The organism is Desulfosporosinus burensis (genome assembly GCF_054657535.1).
Map to the genome: position 1 here is coordinate 276,760 of NZ_BAAHYN010000005.1, position 25,305 is coordinate 302,064.

Annotated in this window: 23 protein-coding genes and 2 pseudogenes; 3 read left to right on the forward strand and 22 right to left on the reverse strand. The window is 44.1% G+C overall.

Going from position 1 to position 25,305, the window contains the following annotated elements; all coding sequences use genetic code 11:
- Positions 1 to 124: 124 nt before the first annotated feature.
- From pyrG to ACYQ3Q_RS10855, 20 genes and pseudogenes are all read right to left on the reverse strand, one after another.
- Positions 125 to 1,726 carry a CTP synthase gene (gene pyrG / locus ACYQ3Q_RS10760; protein ID WP_459928663.1) on the reverse strand — a complete coding sequence of 534 codons (1,602 nt, stop codon included), beginning with the start codon at positions 1,724 to 1,726 and terminating at the stop codon, positions 125 to 127.
- A gap of 400 nt (positions 1,727 to 2,126) precedes the next feature.
- A pseudogene (locus tag ACYQ3Q_RS10765) lies at positions 2,127 to 2,288 on the reverse strand (fumarate hydratase C-terminal domain-containing protein); the annotation flags it as partial.
- Positions 2,274 to 2,459, reverse strand: a pseudogene (locus tag ACYQ3Q_RS10770) (fumarate hydratase); the annotation flags it as partial. The pseudogenes ACYQ3Q_RS10765 and ACYQ3Q_RS10770, both read right to left, overlap by 15 nt.
- A gap of 278 nt (positions 2,460 to 2,737) precedes the next feature.
- Positions 2,738 to 5,041, reverse strand: coding sequence for a 4-hydroxybenzoyl-CoA reductase subunit alpha (gene hcrA, locus ACYQ3Q_RS10775; protein ID WP_459928555.1), 2,304 nt, complete (start codon positions 5,039 to 5,041; stop codon positions 2,738 to 2,740).
- Entirely contained in the window at positions 5,034 to 5,558 is a 525-nt protein-coding gene (locus ACYQ3Q_RS10780) for a (2Fe-2S)-binding protein (RefSeq protein WP_459928556.1), read from the reverse strand. The genes hcrA and ACYQ3Q_RS10780 overlap by 8 nt, the downstream gene beginning before the upstream one ends.
- 16 nt (positions 5,559 to 5,574) lie before the next feature.
- Positions 5,575 to 6,444 carry an FAD binding domain-containing protein gene (locus ACYQ3Q_RS10785; RefSeq protein WP_459928557.1) on the reverse strand — a complete coding sequence of 290 codons (870 nt, stop codon included), beginning with the start codon at positions 6,442 to 6,444 and terminating at the stop codon, positions 5,575 to 5,577.
- 386 nt (positions 6,445 to 6,830) lie between these two features.
- On the reverse strand, positions 6,831 to 7,565 hold the full coding sequence (locus ACYQ3Q_RS10790) for an IclR family transcriptional regulator (RefSeq protein WP_459928558.1): 735 nt from the start codon (positions 7,563 to 7,565) through the stop codon (positions 6,831 to 6,833).
- A 75-nt stretch (positions 7,566 to 7,640) separates the two neighbouring features.
- Positions 7,641 to 8,081 carry a DNA-directed RNA polymerase subunit delta gene (rpoE, locus tag ACYQ3Q_RS10795; protein WP_459928559.1) on the reverse strand — a complete coding sequence of 147 codons (441 nt, stop codon included), beginning with the start codon at positions 8,079 to 8,081 and terminating at the stop codon, positions 7,641 to 7,643.
- Positions 8,082 to 8,145: 64 nt separating this feature from the next.
- Positions 8,146 to 9,828 carry an arginine--tRNA ligase gene (gene argS / locus ACYQ3Q_RS10800; protein WP_459928560.1) on the reverse strand — a complete coding sequence of 561 codons (1,683 nt, stop codon included), beginning with the start codon at positions 9,826 to 9,828 and terminating at the stop codon, positions 8,146 to 8,148.
- On the reverse strand, positions 9,825 to 10,262 hold the full coding sequence (locus ACYQ3Q_RS10805; protein ID WP_459928561.1) for a YwiB family protein: 438 nt from the start codon (positions 10,260 to 10,262) through the stop codon (positions 9,825 to 9,827). The genes argS and ACYQ3Q_RS10805 overlap by 4 nt, the downstream gene beginning before the upstream one ends.
- A gap of 499 nt (positions 10,263 to 10,761) precedes the next feature.
- Complete coding sequence (locus ACYQ3Q_RS10810; protein ID WP_459928562.1) at positions 10,762 to 11,862, reverse strand: aminotransferase class I/II-fold pyridoxal phosphate-dependent enzyme; 1,101 nt, start codon at positions 11,860 to 11,862, stop codon at positions 10,762 to 10,764.
- 336 nt (positions 11,863 to 12,198) lie between these two features.
- Positions 12,199 to 13,560, reverse strand: a complete 1,362-nt coding sequence (locus ACYQ3Q_RS10815; RefSeq protein ID WP_459928563.1) for a PepSY1/2 domain-containing protein — start codon at positions 13,558 to 13,560, stop codon at positions 12,199 to 12,201.
- Positions 13,561 to 13,573: 13 nt separating this feature from the next.
- A complete protein-coding gene (gene sleB, locus ACYQ3Q_RS10820) occupies positions 13,574 to 14,266 on the reverse strand; it encodes a spore cortex-lytic enzyme (RefSeq protein ID WP_459928564.1) in 693 nt (230 codons plus the stop codon).
- Between the two features lie 168 nt (positions 14,267 to 14,434).
- The gene (locus tag ACYQ3Q_RS10825) at positions 14,435 to 14,956 is read right to left on the reverse strand and encodes a hypothetical protein (RefSeq protein ID WP_459928565.1); all 522 of its coding nucleotides are present in this window, start codon (positions 14,954 to 14,956) and stop codon (positions 14,435 to 14,437) included.
- A gap of 8 nt (positions 14,957 to 14,964) precedes the next feature.
- Positions 14,965 to 15,963: a flotillin-like protein FloA gene (gene floA, locus ACYQ3Q_RS10830; RefSeq protein ID WP_459928566.1), complete on the reverse strand. Its 999-nt coding sequence runs from the start codon at positions 15,961 to 15,963 to the stop codon at positions 14,965 to 14,967.
- Positions 15,964 to 15,994: 31 nt separating this feature from the next.
- Positions 15,995 to 16,489 (reverse strand): NfeD family protein, encoded by a 495-nt coding sequence (locus ACYQ3Q_RS10835; RefSeq protein ID WP_459928567.1) that lies wholly within the window; start codon positions 16,487 to 16,489, stop codon positions 15,995 to 15,997.
- Between the two features lie 26 nt (positions 16,490 to 16,515).
- Entirely contained in the window at positions 16,516 to 17,085 is a 570-nt protein-coding gene (locus tag ACYQ3Q_RS10840) for a DUF1836 domain-containing protein (protein WP_459928568.1), read from the reverse strand.
- A 447-nt stretch (positions 17,086 to 17,532) separates the two neighbouring features.
- Complete coding sequence (locus tag ACYQ3Q_RS10845; RefSeq protein WP_459928569.1) at positions 17,533 to 18,681, reverse strand: MGDG synthase family glycosyltransferase; 1,149 nt, start codon at positions 18,679 to 18,681, stop codon at positions 17,533 to 17,535.
- Positions 18,682 to 18,841: 160 nt separating this feature from the next.
- A complete protein-coding gene (locus tag ACYQ3Q_RS10850; protein WP_459928570.1) occupies positions 18,842 to 19,054 on the reverse strand; it encodes a hypothetical protein in 213 nt (70 codons plus the stop codon).
- Between the two features lie 62 nt (positions 19,055 to 19,116).
- The gene (locus tag ACYQ3Q_RS10855) at positions 19,117 to 19,377 is read right to left on the reverse strand and encodes an MFS transporter (protein WP_459928571.1); all 261 of its coding nucleotides are present in this window, start codon (positions 19,375 to 19,377) and stop codon (positions 19,117 to 19,119) included.
- Between the two features lie 133 nt (positions 19,378 to 19,510).
- Between ACYQ3Q_RS10855 and ybaK the strand changes: the two genes are divergently transcribed.
- Complete coding sequence (gene ybaK / locus ACYQ3Q_RS10860; protein ID WP_459928572.1) at positions 19,511 to 19,993, forward strand: Cys-tRNA(Pro) deacylase; 483 nt, start codon at positions 19,511 to 19,513, stop codon at positions 19,991 to 19,993.
- 107 nt (positions 19,994 to 20,100) lie between these two features.
- On the opposite strand, the gene ACYQ3Q_RS10865 is transcribed toward ybaK, so the two are convergent.
- The gene (locus ACYQ3Q_RS10865; protein WP_459928573.1) at positions 20,101 to 20,775 is read right to left on the reverse strand and encodes a C40 family peptidase; all 675 of its coding nucleotides are present in this window, start codon (positions 20,773 to 20,775) and stop codon (positions 20,101 to 20,103) included.
- A 444-nt stretch (positions 20,776 to 21,219) separates the two neighbouring features.
- Here ACYQ3Q_RS10865 and ilvD point away from each other — a divergent pair, with 444 nt between their 5' ends.
- Both ilvD and ACYQ3Q_RS10875 read left to right on the forward strand, forming a co-directional pair.
- Positions 21,220 to 22,872 carry a dihydroxy-acid dehydratase gene (gene ilvD / locus ACYQ3Q_RS10870; RefSeq protein WP_459928574.1) on the forward strand — a complete coding sequence of 551 codons (1,653 nt, stop codon included), beginning with the start codon at positions 21,220 to 21,222 and terminating at the stop codon, positions 22,870 to 22,872.
- A 305-nt stretch (positions 22,873 to 23,177) separates the two neighbouring features.
- Positions 23,178 to 23,306 (forward strand): hypothetical protein, encoded by a 129-nt coding sequence (locus ACYQ3Q_RS10875; protein ID WP_459928575.1) that lies wholly within the window; start codon positions 23,178 to 23,180, stop codon positions 23,304 to 23,306.
- Between the two features lie 170 nt (positions 23,307 to 23,476).
- Here ACYQ3Q_RS10875 and ACYQ3Q_RS10880 read toward each other — a convergent pair whose 3' ends face one another.
- The gene (locus ACYQ3Q_RS10880; RefSeq protein WP_459928576.1) at positions 23,477 to 25,132 is read right to left on the reverse strand and encodes a glutamine--tRNA ligase/YqeY domain fusion protein; all 1,656 of its coding nucleotides are present in this window, start codon (positions 25,130 to 25,132) and stop codon (positions 23,477 to 23,479) included.
- Positions 25,133 to 25,305: the final 173 nt, after the last annotated feature.

The following is a 25,305-nucleotide window of genomic DNA, read 5'->3' on the forward strand; positions in this document are numbered from 1 at the left end:
GGCTGAGCACAGGACGTGCGAAGCCGCCAACTGAGCCAAGGATGGCGAATTTGGCGGGAACCCCGTTCTTACTTTAGGAGCTTACACGGTTAGTTTGCTCTGCGTCGTATGACTGAGCGCTGTGTCACACAAGTCCCCCTAGCGTAGCACGTATAAATTCTCTGAAAAGTGGATGTGCTCGGTTCGGCCGAGACTTGAATTCGGGATGGAACTGGGAGGCAACAAACCAGGGATGATCTGGGAACTCAGCAATTTCTACCAGACGTCCATCTAAGGATGTGCCCGAGAACCTCAAACCGGCTTCCTCAAGTTGAGTTCGGAATTGATTATTGACCTCATAGCGATGACGATGGCGTTCGTAAATAACTTGATCCTGATATGCATCGTATGCAATACTTCCCTCAACTAATTTCGCAGGAGAAATACCTAAGCGCATGGTGCCGCCTTTTTCTTCGATGTCCTTCTGCTCTGGGAGAATATCAATGACCGGGAAAGGTGTGTCTGCATCAAATTCTGTACTATTTGCACGTTCCATACCACAGAGATTGCGCGCAACTTCTATGATGGCTGTTTGCATCCCAAGGCAAATCCCTAGAAATGGAGTCTTTTGTTCTCTAGCATACCGGATTGCTTCGATTTTCCCTTCAATGCCCCGGTTACCAAATCCTCCGGGGACAAGGATTCCATCAACGCCTTCTAAGTACTTTTCGGCCGATTCTTCCTCAATATTTTCCGAATTAATCCAGCGAACTTTTACTTTAGCGCCGTGCTCAGTCCCTGCTGACCGTAAAGCCTCTGCCACACTTAGGTAGGCATCAGGGAGTTCCACGTATTTGCCAACAATCGCAATCTCGATTTCCCTCGTCGGAGATTTAATTCTCTCCACCATTACCTTCCACTCGGCCATATCTGCCGGAGGGGCTTCTAGACCTGCGCAGCGCAGGACAATATCGTCAAGCCCTTCTGCTTGGAGTTTAAGGGGGACTTCATAAATAGTCGATGCATCCAAACATTGAACAACCGCTTCTAAGTCTACATCACATAGTAAAGCTAACTTTTCCTTCATGTCCTTGGCTAGGGCTTTCTCTGTACGACAAACGATGATCGATGGTTGAATGCCGATTCCCCGTAATTCCTTAACCGAGTGCTGTGTCGGTTTTGTTTTTAATTCACCAGACATCGCTAAATAAGGGACTAGGGTCACATGAATATAAACGACATTCTCCCGCCCAATATCATTCTTCATCTGCCGGATTGCTTCAAGAAAAGGTAGGGATTCAATGTCCCCCACCGTTCCGCCGATCTCAGTGATCACGAAGTCTGGATGGCTTTCTCGCGCTACACGGTAGATCCGCTCTTTGATTTCATTCGTAATATGAGGTATGACTTGAACAGTCCCGCCTAGATAATCACCCTTACGTTCCTTTCGGATGACCGACCAGTAGACCTTACCGGTGGTAACATTGCTGTTTTTTGAAACTGGAACATCAATAAAGCGCTCATAGTGACCCAAATCCAGATCTGTTTCCGCTCCATCATCCGTAACAAACACTTCACCGTGTTGATATGGGCTCATTGTTCCAGGGTCAATATTAATATAGGGATCAAATTTTTGTATTGCCACTTTGAAACCCCTATTTTTAAGAAGGCAACCCAGGGATGCCGCTGTAATTCCCTTTCCTAGGGAAGACACAACGCCGCCCGTTACGAAAATAAATTTTGTCATGCGCTTTACCATTTCCTTTCAGACCTTTAAATGTAAACGGAGTTCCTCTATTTCTCAAGCAGTAGACTATCTTACAAGACTATCTTCTGCAACAAAACACATAAATAAAGCTAGTCCGAGAACCGCACTAGCTTTTATTTTTCCTGTCAGAAAGACTATGTTTTGGTGTATAGGTACAACTCGGGCAACGATTCAATAGGTGTCTCGCTATTTTTCTTTATCTCACTGTTCTATTTTAGCTAGACTTGTCAAGGATGTCAAGGTAAACGCATTCAAACGGCTAGCTCAATTATTATCCAATCTAATTTCCTAGACTCTTCTGTACTTGGCTTTAGCGCTCTCGTAATAATTATTCCCCTGACTATCAACAATAACGACAACTGGGAAATCTTTAATTTCAAATAGCTTCCACTATCTTTTTGTGTGCCGCATCCCTTCCCGTGTAGATAGTTCCGCTTATTAACACAGAATCACCGGCCTTTAAACCTGCAACCTTGTCCTTGGTCAAGGGAGTCTGAATAATCTGATTCCCCTCAGTTACTATGGTCTCTCTGCCACTCATTTCAATATACTTATGGCGTGCCGCATGACAGTTTATATTCACAGCAACCGGCATACCGGCAATATGAGTGGGATAGGTTTCAATAAATACTGCCATTGCTGTTTGAGTTCCACCTAAACCCTGGGGGCCAATTCCAAGTTTATTTACTCGTTCAAGAATTTCGTCTTCGACTTATCTACATAATATCGGAATATATCTCTCCCTAAATTCGCCGAGGTTCTTGGCCCTCTTTGCCAAAGATCAACGAGAATTAATGCTCAAAATAAAAAACACCAGCTTTTCTCCGGAAAATAAGAAAACAAAAAGCAAGTGTTATAAAAATGTATGAAGAGATTTCATATTTAGGGTATAATTTTTTTAGTTTAGGCTGCCACTTTTTTTGATATATTCATCATAATTAACTCGAACTACGCGCCTCAACCTTTGATTTCTAACCTCTGCTTCTGACCTCAGGCTTCTGTTTTGCCCTCACGCTTTTCTTTCATAGCGCGCCAGACTTTTTCATAAGTGAGTGGCAAACTATTGATTCTCACACCCATCGCATCAAAGATGGCGTTCGAGAAACAACCCATGGTCGGATTGGTTGCTCCTTCACCGACTTCCTTTACCCCCCATGGTCCAGCCGGCTCATAGCTGTCGACTAATTCGGAATGAATCTGAGGCATGTCGAGTGCGGTAGGTAATCTATATTCGCCGAGATTGGGGTTAAGAATTCGTCCCTGATCATCAAACAAGACCTGTTCCCAGATCGACTCTCCCATGCCCATATACAGGGCTCCATGTACCTGCCCGTGCAGAAGCATAGGGTTGATCACCTTCCCACAATCATGGACATCCCACACTTCACGAACATCGATTTCACCCGTTTCCTCGTCGATTTGAACCTCGCTAATCTGAGCACAATAGCTATAAGCTGGCGAGGTACCTACTGCGGCTCCTTTGAATGTCCCCCCTAAGCGGGGAACAGAGTAGACTCCACGGCCTAAGAGAAGACCCCGTAGGACAAAGAAACGACGGGCCACTTCCTCAAAGGTTAGCGTGTTAGCCTTAGGACGAGATATCGAGAAAATAATCCCTTCTCGACATTCTAGGTCTTCAGGCGGTAAGTTCATCAACGTGGAGGCCATGTCCAGAACCTGTTTTTTGATTTCCTCGCCTGCCCTCTTAACAGCCGTACCCGACATTAAGGTCTGACGGCTGGCATAGGCGCCAAAATCATGGGGCGTTGTTTCAGTATCAGCCGCAATGATCTTCATGTTTTCGTAGCGGTATCCCATCGCCTCTGCCGCCATCTGACAGAGGACTGTATCTGACCCTTGGCCAATATCTGTCGCACCGGTATAGAGTGTCGCCGCACTACCGTCCTCATTGACCTTGATCATGGCAGAAGCTTGCGGTAGGTCGGTCCGGTAAATGGGATAACCAGCACCCGAGACAAAACTTCCCGTGGCAATCCCAATACCTCTTCCCTGAGGTAGATTCCCTTTTTTCTCACGCCACCCTGAGATTTCACCCGCTTTTTCCAGACACGCTTTTAACTCACAAGAATTAATGATGAACTCATTCGGGGTCACCGTGTTGGGCCGACGGGCGTTACGAAGTCGAATATCCAAAGGATCTATGCCTATAGCCTTGGCAATGTTATCTAAATGACTTTCAAAGGCATACTTAGGTTGGGGTGCTCCATGACCCCGTTGGGCCCCGCAGGCTGGCAGGTTCGTATAAACCCTATGCAAATCCCATTTGTAATTCTCAAATTCATACGTAAGGGTCAGCAGGGCACCGGCATAGTAAGCACTGGCGATCCCCAAGCTAGTATAAGCCCCTCCGTCCATCACGAAGTTGGCATACACGCCGAGCAGTTTACCGTCTTTGTCAACCCCAGAGGTCATTTCCATGTACTCCCTATGACGGCCGCGATTATGGGCAAACATTTCATGCCTGTCATAGAAGGTTTTGACCGGACGACCGGTTAGTTTGGAGAGCACAGCCCCGGCAAACTCCAGGCCGGTCGGTTCTAGTTTCCCGCCGAAGCCTCCCCCGACGTAAGTCTTTATAATCCGGACATCCCCCATTTTTAGCCCGAACTCCCGGGCAATGTAGTGTTGGAAATAATGGGGCGACTGAGTGCTGGAGTAAATCGTCAGCTTGTTATCCTTCCAACTAGAAATGGCCGAATGCGGCTCAATGGGCGACTGGTAGGTGCGCTGTCCTACAAAGTAATCGGTTCGGACATAGTACGCCTCAGCAAACGCTTTCTCTACGTCACCGAAATTTTGATGAATTTCAGTATTGATATTGCGGGGATACTCTTCGTGAACCTGCGGAGCTCCTTCGTCCATCGCATGCAGTGGATCAAGCACGGCGGGTAGGACCTCGTACTCAACTTTAATTAGTTTCAAGGCCTTATAGCAGGTTTCCTCATCAATGCATGCGACAGCTGCCACTTTGTCACCGACAAAACGGACCTTGTCACTGCAAAAGATGTTTTCATCCCAACGAGCTGGACTAATCCCATATTTAAGGGTGGGTACGTCCTTATGCGTAATAACGGCTTTTACACCCGGCAGTTTTTCAGCCTCCGCCGTATCAATACTTAAGATCTTGGCATGAGCATAAGGACTGCCTAAAATTTTCCCAAACAACATATTCGGAAATTTTAAGTCACCCGTATATTTTGCGGCTCCAGTGACTTTTTCCCGACCATCTATTTTAGGCACGCTTTTGCCGATGACTGCATAATCATCAATCATGGCTTATCACCTCATTTTCATTCGATTCTTCTGAGGCTTTGAGAACCGCCTTCACAATGTTCACAAAGCCAGTACATCGGCAAAGGTTACCAGCAATCGCTTCACGGACTTCATGCTCGTTGGGATGGGGATTTCTAGTTAACAAAGCCTTGGCCGAAAGCACCATTCCTGGGGTACAATATCCACACTGGATTGCTCCATTATTAATAAACGATTCCTGAACTTTATCTAACTCAGAACTCTCAGAGATTCCTTCAATCGTCGTAATGGTTCGTCCGTCTGCCTCGATGGCCAAAATCAGGCATGAATTAACGGGTTTGCCATCGAGGAGAACCGTGCATGAACCACAATTGCCAAGTTCACAGCCTTTTTTGGTCCCAGTAAGATCGAGTTCATCTCGCAAGACATTAACCAGCATCGTGTTCGCTTTAACGACCCGTGTATAATCATCCCCGTTGACATTTAGGGTGATCATATAATGTTTTATACCCTCTTTATCCGTAATAACCTGTGACATTCTTTCCCCTCCTTCCTTATACATGCCCCTCATTGATTGCCTTACGCAACGCTCGCTTGGTAAAAACGCGGACTAGGTCACGACGATATTCCGCCGAACCCCGAAGATCAGAAATGGGTTTGCTTTCACTTGCCGCAATCACCCCTGCTTCGGCTAGTAGCTCATCACAAATGGTTTTTCCGCGCAGAAAGTTCTCCGTTTCTCGGGCACGCATGGGGATTGGTGCAGCAGCTCCAATAGCGATACGCACGTCTTGAAGCGTTTCTCCCGTTACGGTGACGGCCACGGCTAGGCCAACGACGGCTAAAGCCCCCGATCGACGCAACCCGAATTTAAGATACGTACTACCCGTGGTGGGTTGATCAGGAATCACGATTTCTGTTAAAATCTCATCCGGGGCGATCAACGTCTTAACCGGACCTAGGAAGAACTCTTCTAAGAGCATGGTTCGTTCGCCGTTGCTTCCAACGAGCTTAATGGTCGCCCCCAAAGCGATCAAAATTGGAGGTAGGTCAGCGGACGGCACTGCATTACAAAGATTTCCACCGACGGTGCCGATATTTCGGATTTGGTTGGCTGCCATATGATGCGCAGCCTCCGAAATGGAAAGGTATTTTTCATTTAAAAGGCTAGAATTAACGAGGTCATTGTGAGTGGCTCTTGCCCCAATGACGACCCCTTTTCCTGCAACAAACTCAATTTTTGTCAGCTCGTCTAATTTCTTTAGGGAAACCAGAATTTCAGGGCTGAGCAGTCCACTTTTCATTTTTGAAATAATGTCCGTCCCTCCGGATAAGACCTTGGCATTGGAACCAAAACGAGCGAGCGCTTCGCAGGCCTCTGCTAGACTATCCGGCATATAATAATCAAAATCAGGTAGGTACATTCAAATCCCTCCTTAAAATTAAGAAATTAGGTTTCGTTCATAACTCAATAAAAAACGTTAAATTGTTGTCTTGTTTCCCATAGGAAACAGTCGTTCTCTCCTTTATACTATTTTAACATGCAGGCAAAACAAATACTATATCTTATAACGAACAGTCGAATTTCCCCTGTGAATAGTTCGATTTTTCTTCCCAAAAGTCGAAATCAACCATTCATATAGAAATCAGACCTCGAATTTACCAATAAGCAGCTTTTGCTTCTCAACTGTTTCAGTAATTTTATACAATAACTAGTTATTGTTTGAGCTAAAAAACAATAGAAATAACCCCGCCTGAAAAGACGGGGTTATTTCTATTGTCTTTATAAATTCTAAAGCTCAATATCTAGCTAACCAATTATGCGGGTTATTTGTTTAGCGGATTCCATGGCAGCCACTGCAGCTTGTTGCATCTTGTCCTTCGTAAAGGAATTACTGAATCCTACAATCCATATCGCGCCTAATAATGTGCCACGGATATCAACTAACGGCACGCTAACAGCATTAACGCCATGAATATATTCTTCAAAATCAGTGGCATAGCCCTGTTTTCGTACTTGCTTAAGATCAGCCAGATAGTCTTCAATATTATTTATCGTTTTATTGGTGAACTTTGGTAGTACCTTTTCTGTGATTATCCTTCTCTGAATCGTTTCATCTAAATTTGCTAAAAAGGATTTTGCAGCTGATCCAGAAAAGAAAGGAAGTCTAGTCCCTACAGGAGCCGATATCTTTAAATCTTCCGGGCTATCAACCTTTTCAATAATTGTTATCCCATACTCATCAAAACAGCCCAAGAATACCGTCCCAGCGAAATCCTGGGCTAATTTCATCATAAAAGAACGTGCAATATCCTTTAAACTGACCGAAGCTAACGACTGATTACTGAGCTGTATCAAAGCAGGTCCCAGCCTAAATTTCTTAGTTGATTCATCCTGACGTAATACACCTAAATCGAGAAAGGCCTGAGTAACACCGTAAACAGTGCTTTTATTAAAATTTAATTGTCTCGAAATATCGCTAACACCTAAAGTCCCTTGAGCTTTAGCAACTTCTTTTAAAATCGCAAACGATTTATAGACCATTGGAGCACTGTAACTCTTACTCTCTTTTGGAGACATGTTCATCACCAGTAGACCTTTCCATTAGATATACTATGACTACCATTTTTCCCCGCGTTGCCCCTCATCCGCTTCATCAAATATTTCGTCTGTGTCAGATCCATCTTCGTCCAAGGAATCCTCTTCTAGTTCTTCTGAGTCTGTCTTGTCTTCTTCATCGACTGATGCTTTGTTTATCAAGGTTACCGAAGGCGACCGACGGTTAACCTTCGAAGGTTCCCAGACTTTTAGACCCCATTCCCCTCTCCCGAGAAACGTAAAGCGTGTGTCAAGATTAATCTGGGTAAGTGCCGCCGCAATCCGTATTGCCTCTTGGGAAATCCCTAAGCGTTGCAGTACTACTTCAATTAAATTTTGATAATGCATGGGGTTACCTTGAGCCTTCAGTACTTCATAAGCTATATCTGCTTCGGTTGGTTTGTCTTTTTTGCTCAAAGAGTGGGTCAAAACTCCACCGCCCTTCGTCGTTTTGAATATCACTATATTCGGCCCACCCCTAAATATTTCCTGCTTATCGTTTGTTTAAACATTATTTAAACCTAATTTACATTCTTTCAGGTGCTGATACGCCTAAAACGTCCAATACATTACTCACAATTTGTTTTACCGCCCGTACTAAGCTTAAACGAGCCCTTCTAAGTCCTTCATCCTCAACAAGGACTCTCTGGCTGTTATAGAACGTATGGAAAAGACCCGCCAAGTCAAGTACATACCGTGCTAAACGATGGGGTTCCATTAAACGTGCCGCTATGATGACCTCGCTCGGTAAGTCAGCCATCTTCTTGAGTAGATCCCGCTCTTCTGTGCTGTCTAAGCTTTGTAATTCCTCTTCAGAGGCAGGGGTTGTAGTATCACCCAGTTCTTCAGCTTGCCGCAGAATACTACATAATCTAGCATGTGCATATTGCACATAGTAAACTGGGTTATCCGACGACTGCGCTCTTGCTAGATCCATATCAAAATCCACGGTAGAGTCTGGGTCTCGTAGATTAAAGAAAAAACGCGCTGCATCCTTGCCAACTTCGTCCATTAACTCGCGTAACGTAATATACTGGCCAGAGCGTTTGGACATTTTCACAACTTCGCCATTTTGGATCAAGCGCACAAGTTGCATTAAAATGACTTGCAGATTATCTGCGTCATGGCCTAAGGCGGTCATCGCTCCTTTCATCCGAGCAACATGTCCATGATGATCCGCTCCCCAAATATTGATGACTCGATTAAATCCTCGCTCGAACTTATTGCGGTGGTACGCAATATCTGCAGCAAAATAGGTCGGTGCTCCATTGCTCCTAATGACCACTTCATCTTTTTCATCCCCAAATAATGTGGATTTAAGCCAGTGTGCACCTTCGCTTTCGTAAATATATCCTTTTTTCTCGAGTTCCTCCATAGTTAAACGAACGGCCCCTGAATCATGCAAGGATTGTTCGTTAAACCAAACATCATATTTGACCCCAAAATCCTCTAGCGTTTCCCGGATATTCCGCATTTTTTCATCTAAGGCATATCTCACTAAAAACTCACGTCTTAACCCCGATTCAACAGAAAGGTACTTATCCCCTACTTTGGCAATCAGGCCTTTTACTGTATCGATCAAATCCTCACCATGATATCCGCCTTCTGGGAAAGCCGCGTCTTGACCTAGTTGTTGTAAATATCTGGACTCTAGCGATAAGGCAAAATTATGTATTTGATTTCCCGCATCGTTAATATAAAATTCGCGGGAGACTTCATACCCAGCCATTGTTAGTAATGAGGCAAGGCTGTCTCCTAGTGCTGCCCCACGAGCATTGCCCATGTGAAGCAACCCTGTAGGGTTTGCGCTCACAAATTCCACTTGTATCTTTTGGCCTTTTCCAATATCCACTTGCCCATAGTTTTTACCGGCCTTTAATACCTCACCAATAACGCCCGTAAGCCAGAGCGGATTCAAGCGAAAGTTAATAAATCCTGCTCCAGCAATTTCAGACGCTTCTATCCATGTCTCCGTTTTGTCTATATGTTTAATAAGAGTATTAGCTATATCCCGCGGAGAACGTTTGGCTTGTTTAGCCAATACCATCGCCAGATTTGTCGCTAGATCACCGTGTTGTCTTTCTCTAGGTTCTTCTAAGACAAACGTGGGCAATTCTTCAAAGTTTAACTCCCCTGCGGCTTTCGCTGTATTAGATGCTTGTACCAAATTATCCATTATTTTTACTTTTATGTTCTCGTAGAGACTCATTCGGGGATGTCCTCCTTTATGTTTAGCAACAATTCATTATGGCTGACCAACTTATCATCGACAAAAAGGTCATAGTCTAGACTAATACGTCCCCCACGGACTGTCAAGTCATACTCCACGCAGTGCGGTAAAACACTCAGCAGAATCTTCCCGTAACAAGTAGTATAAACACTACGATTAAGGACACCCTTTCTATACTCTTGGGATAGCTCGACCGCGCCTTTACGATTTAAGGCAACTGCCCCTTCTTTAAGGGTTAATAAGGTGGTCACTTCTTCAAGTCCCATACTATTATTTCCTGATTCTTTATATAGCACATAGAATGCACCGTTTCGTTCATAAATAATACCTTCTGCACTCAATTCTTGCTGGTCTTCGTGTCCTTCGGGGTATTTTTGCTTTCCGTGAATATAAATGGTCGCTTTTTTGCGCATAGGTTGCTCCTTTCGGGAGAGGAAGTTTATTTGCACGTTCGCACATCCTACGCCGATAAGTATTTCTTTTGGGATCACGGCTTCGGCGATACTCTCCACCGGAGACTATCGTACAGGAGACTATCGTGATCCATTGCTATTCGCTTGGCGCCGAGACTAAAACGCAAAACCTCTGGGCTTTCTGAATGTGCGCCGCTCCTTGCCATCCTTGGCACCGCGGCATCAGTCCATCCATGGACAAGTCCCGTTGCGTTTCTTAACGCCTCGTCGCCTGCGCTCATTGACGCAATTCCACTAATCGTGCTCTCTAAGCAAAGAAACTTCCTCTAGCTTGGGTCGACGGGAGTTAGAACGACGTTCAGACACTCTGGGAGCTGTTTGCGTCTTTGACGCAAATTCGCTTGCTGGAAGGGCGCAGACAAATGCATGTTAGAATGCAAGTAAGAGTGCAAGTTAGGGACGGTTCTTGACTTGCATCCTTGACTTACATCTGAAGTATCTATAATTCCTTAAAGTAATCCGCAAGGATTGCTAGGCCGGCTTCTAGTTCACTGGTATTCCCTCCGAAGCCTAGGCGGAAGTGACCTTCTTCGCCGAAGAAAATTCCTGGTGCTACAAGGACCCCTCGCTTATGTAAGTCCCACGCTAATTGTTCAGAGGGAATTTTCTGAGAGTAGCCTATCCAAGCGACCACCCCTGCCTCTGGTTTTTGCCATCTAAGGTTAGGGTTATTTTTAATCATGTTTTCCAGTAGCGTAATATTTTTCTGGCGCAGTTGTCGATTGCGTTCCCAAATCTTAGTGCGATGCTTTAGTGCTGTTAGGGCTAAGTGTTGTCCTATCACAGGTGAGCACAGCGACGTGTAATCACGCTTATCAGCGCAGCGCTCAATGATCTCTGGAGGTCCTACTATCCAGCCTACTCTAAGACCCGCTAAGCCATAGGCTTTGGACATGCTTCCGATGCTGACTGCTTGTGAAGAGTATTCCCACATTGCGGGCAGAAGTGTATCACTGAGTTCCCGATAGACTTCATCAGCAATGAGTAAAATTCCTCGTTCAGAACACAAATTGGCAATTCGCCTCATTTCACCTGGAGAGAATTCAAACCCGGTTGGATTATGAGGAGTATTCAACATGACAAGCGTTGGTTTTTGTTCTAAGAGAATTTCAAACTCTTGAAGTTCAAACCCCTTATCGTTGTGATGCAGCCAGAATAATGCGGTTGCCCCTAAGTCCATGCCGACTTGAGCCAGTTGTTGGTAAAATGGGGTTTGGACGATAAACCGATCGCCAGGTTTCAGTAAAGTACTTAGCAAGAGATAATTAGCTTCAATCGCCCCAATGGTCACGAAGATATTGTTCAGATCTGTAGGAACAGCATATAGACGTGAGATTTCCCGTCGCAAATCGGGTATTCCCTCAGGTTCAGTATATCCCAACCGTGTAGCAAACAGACTAAATTGCAAATCTGGATCATTGGCCATACTGAGAAACTCACGCAACGACCATGCCATGATTGCACTGGAAGCAAGATGATAACGCGCATTAAACTCGGTTTGCGAAAAGAATCTTTCTAGGGTAAATGGCGTAACTTTCATCCGACAACCCCCTACTCTTTGAACAGGATTATGTAATATAAGGTGCCTATTCTCGCTAACTTGAACAAACTCCTTTTTTATACTAGGCAGATATTAAAACTTTCTGGAAGGTTCATGGCGGTGTTCTAATCTCGAACGTCCTTTTTCGGGTCTGGCCAGCCCTTGGTACCAACCAAATCTTCTTTACTCTGATTATTCCCATAATCTCATATTCAAGAGCGAGAGGGACACTTCCCTCTCGCTTATTCCGTGCCTAACTGTAAGTATAGTACAGTTAGTACAGCATGTTTTAGTTTTTAGGAGCGCTCGTTACTTTTTACTTTTTAATTTTACTTTTTACTTAAGATATTCCCCACGCGGTGTCTTAATGATCCTTCGGATATTCTCTTCAACACCCGTTGCAGCATTTAGGTATAGGAGATATTCCTCGCCCTGATATCGACCTCGGAACTCATAACAATAAATCTCTTGATTTCCACTCTTAACAATGACCGCCAAGCGACTCTCGACGACCTGGAAATTCGGTCGCAACTTGCGCAGGATTTGATCCATGGTCAGTTTCTTGGGGAAGGTTCGGGAATGATGGAATGCGTAATAGGGTACTGTATCTAATCCAACTAGTTTACCGTTGTCTAAAGCGATCATCAGACGTACTTTATCAGGATAAATTCTTATGCCATTTTCTTCAACGACTGCGTCAAATTGAACATAAGAACCGAAATCCTCACTTGAAGTGATCACCAGTTGCCAACCTAAACTTTGTAAAGCAGCATTGGCCTTTTTGGCAGCCTCCTCGGCACTTATAGTTCTTGGTTCAATAGAGCGTTGATCGCGAAATAAGGTTATAACACCACCTTGGCGGCTTACTTCCATATAAGCTTCATTGATCTTCCACTTATACCCGCCAAGCTCACCCTGAGTCTCTCCATCAAATGCTGGCGTTGTATTGGCATAACCAATTTTGCTTAAAAAATCTCGTGCCTTAGCTAGAGCCTGATCGCGGGTTACTTCCCCAGCTGGGAGACCTAAGGGTTTTTCTACAACTCGTGTAGCGTATTCTCCAGTATACGAAAATGGCGGAAGCTTCTGCAAGCTCGCATCCAACTGATCCAATCCGGACCGTACTGATTTTGAAAGGGTTTCACTGCCATCTGCAGACGCTTCTGCAACTTGTGTTCCAAAACCGAGCCGTTGCCTTAGGGTTGGCTCTGGATCTGTCCAAACTAAATTTTCAGTATCTATTCTAGTGATCAAATCTTGTACTTTTTGATTGACTGGCATCAGCCGTTCATGCATGTCTCTTAAGGTCTTTTCTTCCTCTGCGGAAATCGTTCCCCCACCGGCAATCCTCTGTGCCAAATTCTTGGCAAAATCACCGGATTGTGTTAAAAACTGACCTACATAACTCAGCCCAGCCTGCTCGGCAGGAATTTGAGCAAAGTCTTTAAGGGCTGAATCACTTTTACTTGACACTTGACTTAAGTAGAGGATCTTTTGAGCTGGATTGCTGGCAACATCTCCTTTGGCCAGATCAGTCTCTAACTGGTCAAGGTGACTTGCAAAATCGGTCAATGCTCGTCGATTATTATTTTCGTCAGCAAGACGATATTTTTCTGCCTGACGGTATTCACTCACACCCCAGCCTAATGAAATTACAAAAGCTAGTGTTAAAGCACCGATCCAAAATTTCCTGTGCATGCCTGTCCCCCCCCTACTTCGTAAAAATGTGATTCCCAATTTGTTTAATCTGAGGCCTTGACCAAATGAATTTGTTTTTCGTCTTGGCAGGAGCAAAAAAGAAAAGTGCTCCTCCTGAAGGATCTGATCCATTTATCGCCTCTTGGGCAGCCCGAATTGCGGATGCCGAAGGGGGTAAGTTAATTTGTCCATCATCCACGCTTGAAAAAGCCCTAGGCTGATAAACAATGTCAGCAATTGTTTTAGGAAATGCGGGATCTGCAATTCGATTGAGAATCACCGCAGCTACCGCAACCTGACCTATATAAGGTTCCCCTCTTGCCTCTGCATTGACTGTACGAGCTAAAAGGTTAGTGTCAGTGTTTTTATAACCCACAGCCTTTCCAGAAGCATTTGTGCTCTGCCCGGTAAGGCGTTTCAATTCCTTAATAGTTTGTGTTCCTGCCAACCCATCTACTCTTAATCCGTGTTCCTTTTGGAAACGTCGAACTGCCGCCTCTGTTTTGGAGCCGAACTTTCCGTCAGCTTTCCCGAGAGTATAACCCAACTGTGTTAACTTCTTTTGCAGCTCAATTACTTCTGAGCCTTTGCTTCCCCTGCCAAGCAACCGATCCCCTAAAGCCGCATAGGCAAACCCGGACAGAGCAATGCTGGCAATTAGTCCGATGGCGATTACTAACGCCCAAGGTCTAACGTGAACTTTCATACCCTCACCTCACTTTGTTTAATGCATCCTTAGTGTGGCAAAAGTTCTTGGAAATTATCCAACATTATCCTCGATATACAAAAATAAATAGAAACCACAGGATTTATCCTGCGGTTTCTATCGTGACGCTTTGTGTTCAATAGGGTAATTACCTCCGGCTTAAAGCCTCTATAAGCGTGGTCCCCTGAAAGGTCGCATAGCTCTCGGCTTTCCTAAAATTTCTGCCCACATAACCCCTTGGACAAGTTCTCTTTTCGTCAGAGCAAGAGAAGCGCCACATAAACCTGTGGGATTCCTGGTCCATTCCTCACTGGGAGTCTCTTCAGCATTCTTATATGCCTTACTTCCAAGTATTCCTACGTAGTCACTGGTTCCCTCGACTCCTTGAGTTCCCTCGATTCCCTGGGTACCTTCTGTTTCTACATAATATTCCTTGTTTTCCTCAAAACCCATGGGTTTATTCGATTCCAAGGATCCCGCTTGGTAAGGGCCATTTTCCAAGGCCTGCTTGAGCTGCTCCCGCCATGATCCTTGGGAGGCTCCCTGAATAGCCTCTTTAATAGAACGACCATCCGGAAGTTTAAATGGGTCAGGAAAATTTCTTGGAGTTTGTTGCTTACCCTTCTTCATAAGGGAGACACCCACCTGGTAAATAACCCAAATGATAATTACAACCGTTAAGCCCGACATGATCCCACCTACTTCTTCGTTAGGCTATCAGTGCCTGAATCCGCTTTACCCGTCTGGGCAATGTTGCCTCTCATCTGAGTGTCCGAGATAATATTTTGCATGTTGTAATAATCCATAACGCCTAGCTTGCCTTCACGCAAAGCTTGAGCCATTGCTCTAGGTACTTCAGCTTCTGCTTCAACAACCTTGGCTCGCATCTCTTCAACCGATGCCTTCATTTCTTGTTCCTTCGCCACAGCCATAGCGCGGCGTTCCTCTGCCTTGGCTTGAGCAATGCGTTTATCTGCTTCGGCTTGGTCCATCTGAAGCTGCGCTCCAATGTTTTTACCGACATCGACATCCGCCATATCAATCGATAAGATTTCGAACGCAGTCCCCGCATCTAACCCTTTGGCTAACACCGTTTGAGAAATCAACTCCGGCTTTTCTAAGACGGCTTTATGGGACACTGAAGACCCGATACTCGTGACAATTCCTTCCCCAACACGGGCAATAACTGTTTCTTCGCCTGCACCACCGACAAGTCGATCAATATTGGCTCGTACAGTGACCTTAGCTTTAACCCTAAGCTCAATTCCATTTTGCGCTACGGCAGAAACAACCGGAGTTTCAATGACTTTAGGGTTAACCGACATTTGGACGGCTTGAAGAACATCTCGGCCTGCTAGATCAATAGCTGCAGCCCGTTCAAACTGAAGCGGAATAGCTGCTCGTTCAGCCGCAATTAAGGCATTGACAACCCTGTCGACATTTCCGCCTGCCAGATAGTGGGCTTCAAGTTGGTCTGTTGTAATCGGTAAACCTGCTTTATGTCCTTTAATCAAAGGATTTACGATTTTTGACGGAACCACCCGACGTAACCGCATACCAATCAGGTTGAAGATCCCGACGTTAACCCCTGCTGCTAATGCCGAAATCCAGAGCCCTACAGGAATAAACGAAAGAATCACACTTAAAAGTACAAACCCAAGAAAAAGTATTACTAACGGCACAATTAATGTTTCCATTCAATGCTCGGCGTAACCGAGCTTCACCTCCTTATAGTGTTTTTGTTTTTTCTTCCCTAACAATAATCCTAGTCCCTTCAACTGCGATTATTTTAATCCCAGTTCCATGTCCAATATACCCCCCTTCAGTAACAACATCTAAAAACTCACCATCAAAATCAGCCGTACCGGCTGGGCGCAACTGGGTAATCGCTATCCCAGTTCGCCCTAGATACGTTTCATATTGAACTTTAGGAGCAACATAACCTCCCTTTAAGGTTTGGCGTGTACTTAAAGAGAACTTCTGCCACAGTCGTCGAGTCCGAGGGGAACGAAAACTCCAGTAGGTGATGAGTCCTAAAACAATTAGCGCACCTCCCGTGTAGAGCAAGCCTTCTAGCAACGAGTTTGTCACCAAAAAGATTCCCGTAATTAAGGCTGCCATCCCCAGAATCCCGCTGACCCCAAATCCAGGGACAATGAACATTTCCAGCGCCAACAAAAAAACTCCGAGCAAAATCAGCGAAATAATTAAACTTTGCGGCACAACGATCTCCTCCTTCTTATCTAAATTTAATGGTCTAGATTATTTAACCACTGCTTAACTATCTGTTTATATAAATTGGCTCTCGCCAATAGATTTAGAATAACCAGCGTGATAGCTACTTTTTCCCGATCGGCCTCCGCTATTTCCTCTCCCGCTAGCGTTTCGTCGACTTCCTTCTCTAGATCCTGAAGAGACTTCTGCCAGTCTATTTGAGACCGATCAAAAATTTCACTATAGTAGCGATAAAGTTTAGTAGGATTAATTCGGTCATCCGAAGTATCTAAAAGGCTTTCGTTGACATAACCTAATAAATTGGATACCTCTTCCAATGAAACGATATCCCGTAAATCATTAATTAGAAAAATAGTTGCGACTTGTTCGCGATTATACTTTTTCTTCTTTGGATTAGGTAAGTATTTGCGCCTAACCCAATTCTGAATATGAGTAGGATTGATATCGTTTTGACTAACCCTTTGAGCGACTTCAACCACCTGCGCGAGCATCATAGAGTCTAACTCTAGATAAGGCAATGCTTTATGTTTAGGTTCCAAATGATTGAGCATATCACGAATCGCTTGCATATGCTTTGAATTCATACTCTCACCCACTTATTGTTATTATGCAAAAACTACTTAAAAAATAAAACAAATTAGCGAATCCCCATGAACTTATTATATGATTTTTATGATCACATGTCAACGTCAAGATTACTTTATTTTGGCGATGTTTGGCCCTTACTTTATTTTTCCTATTTTTGATTTTTTAAATTTAACGCGGTACCTTTCAACTACTCTCTCCCTTCGAATCCCTATCCGAGCTCCGAACCCTCCTCGAACTGCTAGACGTTAGCCACTGTGTTTTCAGAAGTAATCACGCCTCTAACTACCTGCCCCTCCGTGCCACGCTTCCTGATGACCGGACCAACCTTTTAAAAACCCTCGATAGTGTGATAGAGAACCAGGCGCTTGAACGACTTCGTCCAGACTATTGGAGAGGACTCTAGGAAAGTAGCGGACAATAAGAAAGAAGCAAAGATTGAGTTATCAATACTTTGCTTCTTTCTTATTGTCTAACACTATTTGAAGAATATCCTCGACAGCACGCTCCGTGGAATGACCGATTAAAGCGACGGATGCTTTTTGGCGCATTATTTCTAGTTCCTTAGGATTCCTTAAGAAATGGCTTAAGAACTGTCCTAATTCGAATTCGTTCTCTGCTACAAGTCCTGCGCCAATACTTTGTACAAAATGAGCATTTTCTTCTTCTTGCCCTGGAATAGGCTTGTAGATAAGCAAGGGCAAATGCTTCCTTAACGCCTCGGAAACAGTTAAGCCACCCGCTTTAGTAATAATCAGATGGGAAACTGACATCAATTCTTCAACATTATGAACATATTTTAACCGTATTATTGGATTACGAGCCTGAGCAATCACTGTTTCCAAAGAGCGATATAATTTCTCATTTTTCCCACAGACAACAATTACTTGGACTGGAATCAAAGAATCCGCGAGTTTCTTACAGATTCTTTTTGCACTTTTCAAAACTCCATATGATCCTCCCATCACTAAAAAAGTAGGGAGATCGTGCTTTAATCCTAACTTAACAAGAATGTGCCCTCGATCTAAATCCGCTTCGAAACTTAGGCTTACTGGTATTCCCGTCACACGAATACTATGTGCTTTAATTCCCCAGGACAACAAACTCTCTTTAACCTCTTCACAGGAGACAATGTAGCAATCGACGCCCGGATGAACCCAATGACTATGCACTGTATAGTCCGTGATTATAGTGACAATCGGAATTTGCAGCAAGTTTTCGGTCCTTAGTTGGGCTAGGATTGAGGAGACCGTTGGATAAGTACAGACAATAAAATCCGGTTTGAACTCGTTAATATACTCGAGGAAATTACTTCGCCCCAACCTGCTCAGCAGACGTTGACTCATCGATTTGGGTTGGACTTGAGCAGTTTTATAATAGAGTTTTCCCCAAAGTTTGGGAACATACTTGATTATCTCACTATATACACTTTTAATGATCGTGTTAATCGGTTTATTTAAGAAGTCCCCAAAATCTAAGTGAATAATTTTTGCGGAAGGATCTTTAATTAGGATACCTTCAATAACAGCTTCCGCTGCCCGCAAATGCCCATTTCCGAACGAAGCGGAGAACACGAGAACCCTCAATTGTTCCAAAACTGGCCCTCCCTCTCTTCGACATAAATTTCCTGACTACCCTTAGTTAATAACTGGCTTTACTTAATTATCCTGTAGGCTTTAACTTCTATTATAGGGATAACCGGATAAAAAGAAAAGCAAAGGAAAGAAGAACTTCCTACTCCCACAATTTTTAGTACTATCTTACGTCCATAACTTGAGTACTAATAGGTGGTACAGTTTTTTTCCCCTCGAACTTTTCTAAACTCAACATAAATAACGAGAAGATAAACGTTGAAACCCCGATTAACATCCAGCCAGTGTCTATATTAACATATGTGAGCGCATACCCCATACCTACTGGGCCTAGGGTATTCCCCAGGCCAAACATCATAGGGATGACGGAATTCATTCTCCCTCCATGCGAAACTGGCGTGAAATTGACAATAAAAGGCATTACACTAATCGCTAAAACTATTTCGCCGATTGTGAACGTAAAAACCCTCCCAGCATCCCAAAACCAAGGGCATAAAGCAATCCGCCGAGGACCATTCGACGCATACTTATCATCCCTTCAGTTATTTTTGTAACAATAGGGGTGAAAAGCATAACAACCAATCCGTTAAAGCCAGCCATATAACCAAAGTATTTCGCACCGTCACTAGAAAAGTTTTGCATTGTTTGCATCGGTAGCAAAAACGACCACTGGGCATACGCAAAGTTATAACCCAGCATGATGATGATGCTGATATAAATTAAAATAGGTCGTTTTTAACAAAACTGCAAAGATTGAGAGAAGAGAGTAACTATGGTTTTTCTGCCCTAAAAGAGTTATTATAGATCAAGTTTAGAAGAGGGGGATGATAAAATGTCTCTTAAAACAAACGCTGCTCGTATTCTTGATCAAAGCAAGATACCTTATGAATTAAAAGAATACCTCGTTGATGAATCCGACCTCTCTGCGATTAGTGTCGCCCAGAAGGTAGGTCTACCCATCGAGCAAGTTTATAAAACCTTAGTTGCTCGAGGGGATAAAACCGGAGTGATTGTCGCCTGTATCCCAGGAGACCATGAACTCCAACTCAAAGCCCTAGCCATACTTAGCAGAAATAAGAAAGTTGAAGTTGTCTCCCTTAAAGAGGTCCAACCGCTGACTGGGTATATACGAGGTGGAGTTTCCCCCATTGGAATGAAGAAACACTATCCTGTCTTTATAGACTCTGACATCACTAAGCATGAAAGAATCTCCCTCAGTGCCGGATTACGTGGACTCCAGCTCTTTCTGTGCCCTACCGATTTGATTGCAGTGACTATGGCACAATTAGGTGAAATTTCTAGTCGAGTTATCTAGAGATAAATTTGCTAAATAAAAAAGGGATTAGTCTGAGGACGGATAAAATTCCCCAAAGACTAATCCCTAAGATTTTCTTTATTTCGTTCTAATAAATACTCCTCGACTTATAATACGCGTCTCGCTCCAACATAAACGGATTTCCAGTAAGGTCCGATCGCATAGACCGTAACCCCTTTAGACGACGAAGCATTGATAAATTGTCCACCACCAAGATATATTCCGTCATGATCGACGACACCGTTCCCAGCAAATGAGAAAAACACTAAATCGCCCGGTTGGAGATTTTCAAAAGCCACCCCAGACCCTACTGTGTATTGATCACGCGAAATCCTCGGCAAAGTAATTCCATTCTGACTAAATACATAGGAAACAAATCCAGAGCAGTCAAAACCAGTTTGAGGGGTCGATCCTCCCCATTGATACTTTACACCAAGATATTGTTTCGAAGTGCTAAGGATATCTGAGATTTTTTTCTGACGCTGCTTTTCTAAAAAAACTGTATTAAGCGACTTTGCAGTCATGGGTCCAACAAGCCCATCCACAGTCAAACCATTATCCTTTTGAAATGTCATAACTCCCTGTTGGGTCATATTACCAAAAATACCATCCGCTTTGCCGACATTAAAACCCACGTAATTAAGTTTCGTCTGTAACTCTACAACATCCGGTCCGCTAGACCCTAACTTCAGCAGAACATCCCCCAGCGATGCTTGAGCAGAAGTAGCAACGAAAAGTGTCATAAAAGCCAAAAAAAGTACAAGAACTATTTTGTTTTTCAATCTTTCCTTCTTCCTTTCTTCCAATTGATTTTTCATCCCTATCTACAGATAGGGATACAATTATTTCTAGAACGACCTTATAGGTGCTAGCTACTTAATTATCGGCAAAACATGCACAAGTGTATATGCTTAATATATGTAATCGATTACACATATTACCAAATACAAAAGGGGTTGCACTATGTCTGAGACTTGCATCCCGCAGAACATTACTATAAATATAACTATATCCCACACTATCTCTTATATCATCTCCATATTATGGATATGTTCCATAATATACCTTAAGATCCATGTTTCATCATTCTTTTAGCGGCTTGACAGCCCTGCGCTATGTACTATAATAATGATAAAACTCGGACGCTTGTTATTTAAAATAGAAATTGAGTCAGAGTAGCTTCTAACTCATTGCTTTTAAGCGCCGGATAAAGGGGAGGAATTATATTGCGCAGTGATATCGTCAAAAAGGGTTCAACGAAAGCAGCTCATCGTGCCCTGTTATATGCTATGGGCTATACCCCTGAAGATCTGGAGAAGCCCCTGATTGGAATTGTCAATGGCTTTAACGAAATCATCCCTGGTCACGGGCATCTTAAGGATTTAGCCCAATCCGCCAAACTGGGAGTATCAGCTGGGGGCGGGACTCCCATGGAAGTTCCCGCTATTGGAATATGTGACGGTATCGCTATGGGGCATAAAGGTATGAATTTTTCTTTGCCTAGTCGCGAACTTATTGCAGATTCGATCGAAGCCGTTGCTCAAGCACATGCCTTAGATGGACTGGTCCTAATTCCCAACTGTGATAAAATTGTCCCTGGCATGCTCATGGCTGCTGCTCGTCTCAATATTCCCTGTATTGTCGTCAGTGGCGGTCCTATGCTTGCCGGACGATATCAAGGAAAGGAAATCAGTGTTAGTCAGATGTTTGAAGCGGCTGGTCTTTACGAGAGTGGCAAGATCAGTGCACAAGAACTCGACGTCATGGAACAATCGGCCTGCCCAGGCTATGGCTCCTGTGCTGGCCTATTTACCGCCAATACTATGAACTGCTTAACTGAGGTTCTTGGTCTCGCCTTACCTGGCAATGGAACCATTCCAGCAGCTAACTCTGGCGCGCGGAAAATGTTAGCTAAACGCTCTGGATCATTAATCGTCGACCTCGTGAAAAGAGATATTAAACCTCGGGACATCTTGACCCAAAAAGTCTTTGAAAACGCCATAACCCTTGATATGGGGATCGGTGGCTCTTCCAACACGGTGTTACATCTCACAGCGATTGCTCACGCTGCCGGCCTGGAACTCCCACTCAGCCTCTTTGATACCATCAGTGCTAAGACTCCCTATATCACCAAATTAAGCCCTGGAGGCACACACCATCTTCAGGATCTTAATGAAGCCGGCGGGATTAGTGCCGTTATGAAAGAACTTGACAAGGCCGGTATCCTGCATACCGAAGTGCTAACAGTTTCTGGTCCGCTCAGAGATCGTTTGGAAAATGCCCAGACGACTCGCCCAGATGTCATTCATTCGATTGATAACCCTTATCGTCAGACTGGAGGCATTGCTGTTCTAACCGGAAATCTAGCACCGGATACGGCGATCGTTAAAGAAAGTGCCGTAGAAAGTGATATGCTCGTGTTTGAAGGCCCAGCTCTCGTGTTTAACTCTGAAGAAGAGGTACTCGAAGCTCTATTAAACAAACAGGTTCATGACGGGGAAGTCTTGGTGATCCGCTATGAAGGCCCTAAAGGTGGGCCAGGTATGAAAGAGATGCTCAATCCGACCGCCATCATTACAGGCATGGGCTTAAAAGTTGCTTTGCTCACAGATGGTCGTTTCAGTGGCGCGACTCGAGGAGCATGTATCGGGCATATCTCTCCTGAAGCTATGGAAGGTGGCCCTATCGCCCTCGTAGAGCCTGGTGACCTCATCTCTATTAACATCCCCAACCGTTCTCTTCAGTTACTTGTTTCGGACGAAGAGCTGGAAAAACGCCGTCAGGCTTGGGTAAGACCCGAACCCAAGGTCAAATCTGGTTATCTGGCGAGGTATGCCAAGTTAGTGACTTCCGCAAATAAGGGCGCTGTTTTGATTTAAAGATACTTTACAAGTAGAGGCTGGGAATCCCGCCTCTACTTTTTTTGACCTTTAAGCAAAGTGAACTCGTTCAGCTAAAGCTGAACATCGAGACTACTTTAGATACGAAAGCCTCCGGTGGAGGGTTTCGCCGAAGCCGCGATCCCAAAAGGATACCTACCGGCGTAGGATGAGTATCGCCGAAGCCGCCTATCCCAATAGGAACACTTCGCGGCGAAGGATAGACTCTACTCTACCTTGAAATAGTTTTACTTTATTTTTCATATTTGGGCAAAATAAGCGAAACTTTATAAGGAGGACGACGGATGAACTTCCAAATGCCGAACTATAAGCAACCTGATTTTGACCAAGAGCCTTTTCTATCCGCACCGGATGCTCGCATTGTTACAGTAGAAATCGACGGGGTGGCACCAGAGCACTCCGGGGATCATTAGAAGTGACTACGTTAGTAACCAATGTTCAGGATTTTTTAGTTCATTTAAAGAATAATTTAGTGCAAGTTGGGGACGGTTCTTGACTTGCATTGACTTGCACTTGACTGCATATTTAGTAAAAAATAGAATACCCTAGCTTCATTGAGGCTAGGGTATTTTTGTAAAGCATTTTATTTCAGTAATTCAAAGGAACTCTTCAAAGACACAATCCTGTTAAAGACCAGCTGCTCTTGAGTTGAATTCAAAGGATCGACGTTAAAATAGCCATGTCTGAAGAATTGAAATTTTTCCTGGGGCTTTGAGCCTTTGATATTCGGCTCAACGAATCCATGAACGATCTCTAAAGAATTAGGATTAATGTGATCCATAAACGAGGTTTCATCTTCCTCGTCTTGATCTAAAATCAAAGGTTCGTATAAACGGAATTTAGTAGGCACAGCTTGGGAGGCTTCCACCCAGTGAATCGTCCCTTTGACTTTTCTTCCAGTAAAGCCTGACCCGCTCTTAGTTTCAGGATCATAGGTACAGTGAAGTTCAATGACCTTCCCGAACTCATCTTTTACAACTGCATTACATTTTATGAAATAGGCATTTTTCAGGCGAACTTCGTTTCCAGGGAAAAGCCTGTGATACTTAGCTGGAGGATTCTCCATAAAATCGTCTTGCTCAATATATACTTCGCGTGAAAAGGGAATTTGCCTGGTACCCATTTCTGGATTTTCCGGGTTGTTTTCAGCCTCTAACATTTCCACCTGGTCTTCTGGGTAATTCGTAATGACCACCTTTAGCGGCTCGAGTACAGCCATTGTTCTTGGAGCCTTTAGTTTCAAGTCTTCGCGAATAAAATGTTCGAGCATTTTGCTGTCTACAACACTATCTGCTTTAGCCACCCCGATTTCCCGCGCGAAGTTGCGCATCGCCTCTGCAGTATACCCTCTGCGCCGGAGTCCTGAGATGGTAGGCATCCGCGGATCATCCCACCCATCCACGACCTGCTCATCAACTAGTTGCTTGAGCTTCCGCTTACTCATAACCGTATTCGTGATATTTAAACGAGCAAACTCATATTGGTGAGGAACCTTCTCCATCTCACATTCCCGAATGACCCAATCATACAAAGGGCGATGGTCCTCGAATTCCAACGTGCAAAATGAGTGTGTGACCCCTTCGATAGCATCTTCCAACGGATGGGCAAAATCATACATCGGGTAGATACACCACTTGTCTCCGGTATTATGATGGGTCGCATGAGCAATCCTGTAAAGGACAGGATCCCGCATATTAATGTTGGGTGAAGCCATATCTATCTTAGCGCGTAAGACCTTTTGTCCGTCTTTGAATTCCCCTTGACGCATGCGCTCAAATAACGCCAGATTCTCTTCAACTGACCGATCGCGGTAAGGACTTGATTGTCCTGCTTCCGTTAAAGATCCGCGCATTTTCCGTATTTCCTCTGCCGTGGAATCACAGGCATACGCTTTACCCTTTTTAATCAGTAACACTGCTCGGCTGTACATTTCCTCAAAGTAATCTGAGGCAAAAAACAAGTTGTCCCATTCATATCCTAGCCACAATACGTCTTCCTTGATGGATTCCACATATTCCGTGTCCTCTTTGGTCGGATTCGTGTCATCAAAGCGCAGATGGGTCTTACCCTTAAATTCATCCGCCAATTCAAAGTTCAAAATGATGGATTTAGCGTGTCCAATATGTAAATAACCATTGGGCTCCGGTGGGAACCGTGTGATAATGTGATCGACCTTACCTAATTTTAAGTCCTCGTTAATTATATTCTTAAGAAAATTCGAGGAGGATTTGTGTTCCATTCGTTATCAACCTTTCTCTCTAAATGATCCTGCTTCTGCCAATTTTACCCTTGCTCTAAATAATACTGCATTCATGTCGAGAGTTCAACTTTACCCTTTAAAAATACTAATCTGCATAAGCCTTTTTCTTAGACTCCATTGATACGAATCATTCGAGAAATTCATCAGTGGTG

Coding starts and splice junctions, on each gene's coding strand:
- argS (WP_459928560.1), bottom strand. CDS start 9,828: ATGAGTCTCTACGAGAACATAAAAGTAAAAATAATGGATAATTTGGTA.
- ACYQ3Q_RS10855 (WP_459928571.1), bottom strand. CDS start 19,377: ATGCTGGGTTATAACTTTGCGTATGCCCAGTGGTCGTTTTTGCTACCG.
- hcrA (WP_459928555.1), bottom strand. CDS start 5,041: ATGATTGATGATTATGCAGTCATCGGCAAAAGCGTGCCTAAAATAGAT.
- ACYQ3Q_RS10850 (WP_459928570.1), bottom strand. CDS start 19,054: ATGAATTCCGTCATCCCTATGATGTTTGGCCTGGGGAATACCCTAGGC.
- ybaK (WP_459928572.1), top strand. CDS start 19,511: ATGTCTCTTAAAACAAACGCTGCTCGTATTCTTGATCAAAGCAAGATA.
- floA (WP_459928566.1), bottom strand. CDS start 15,963: ATGGAAACATTAATTGTGCCGTTAGTAATACTTTTTCTTGGGTTTGTA.
- ACYQ3Q_RS10840 (WP_459928568.1), bottom strand. CDS start 17,085: ATGAATTCAAAGCATATGCAAGCGATTCGTGATATGCTCAATCATTTG.
- ACYQ3Q_RS10825 (WP_459928565.1), bottom strand. CDS start 14,956: ATGTCGGGCTTAACGGTTGTAATTATCATTTGGGTTATTTACCAGGTG.
- pyrG (WP_459928663.1), bottom strand. CDS start 1,726: ATGACAAAATTTATTTTCGTAACGGGCGGCGTTGTGTCTTCCCTAGGA.
- ACYQ3Q_RS10875 (WP_459928575.1), top strand. CDS start 23,178: ATGAACTTCCAAATGCCGAACTATAAGCAACCTGATTTTGACCAAGAG.
- ACYQ3Q_RS10785 (WP_459928557.1), bottom strand. CDS start 6,444: ATGTACCTACCTGATTTTGATTATTATATGCCGGATAGTCTAGCAGAG.
- ACYQ3Q_RS10790 (WP_459928558.1), bottom strand. CDS start 7,565: ATGGTCTATAAATCGTTTGCGATTTTAAAAGAAGTTGCTAAAGCTCAA.
- ACYQ3Q_RS10815 (WP_459928563.1), bottom strand. CDS start 13,560: ATGCACAGGAAATTTTGGATCGGTGCTTTAACACTAGCTTTTGTAATT.
- ACYQ3Q_RS10805 (WP_459928561.1), bottom strand. CDS start 10,262: ATGCGCAAAAAAGCGACCATTTATATTCACGGAAAGCAAAAATACCCC.
- ACYQ3Q_RS10880 (WP_459928576.1), bottom strand. CDS start 25,132: ATGGAACACAAATCCTCCTCGAATTTTCTTAAGAATATAATTAACGAG.
- ACYQ3Q_RS10780 (WP_459928556.1), bottom strand. CDS start 5,558: ATGTCACAGGTTATTACGGATAAAGAGGGTATAAAACATTATATGATC.
- ACYQ3Q_RS10810 (WP_459928562.1), bottom strand. CDS start 11,862: ATGAAAGTTACGCCATTTACCCTAGAAAGATTCTTTTCGCAAACCGAG.
- sleB (WP_459928564.1), bottom strand. CDS start 14,266: ATGAAAGTTCACGTTAGACCTTGGGCGTTAGTAATCGCCATCGGACTA.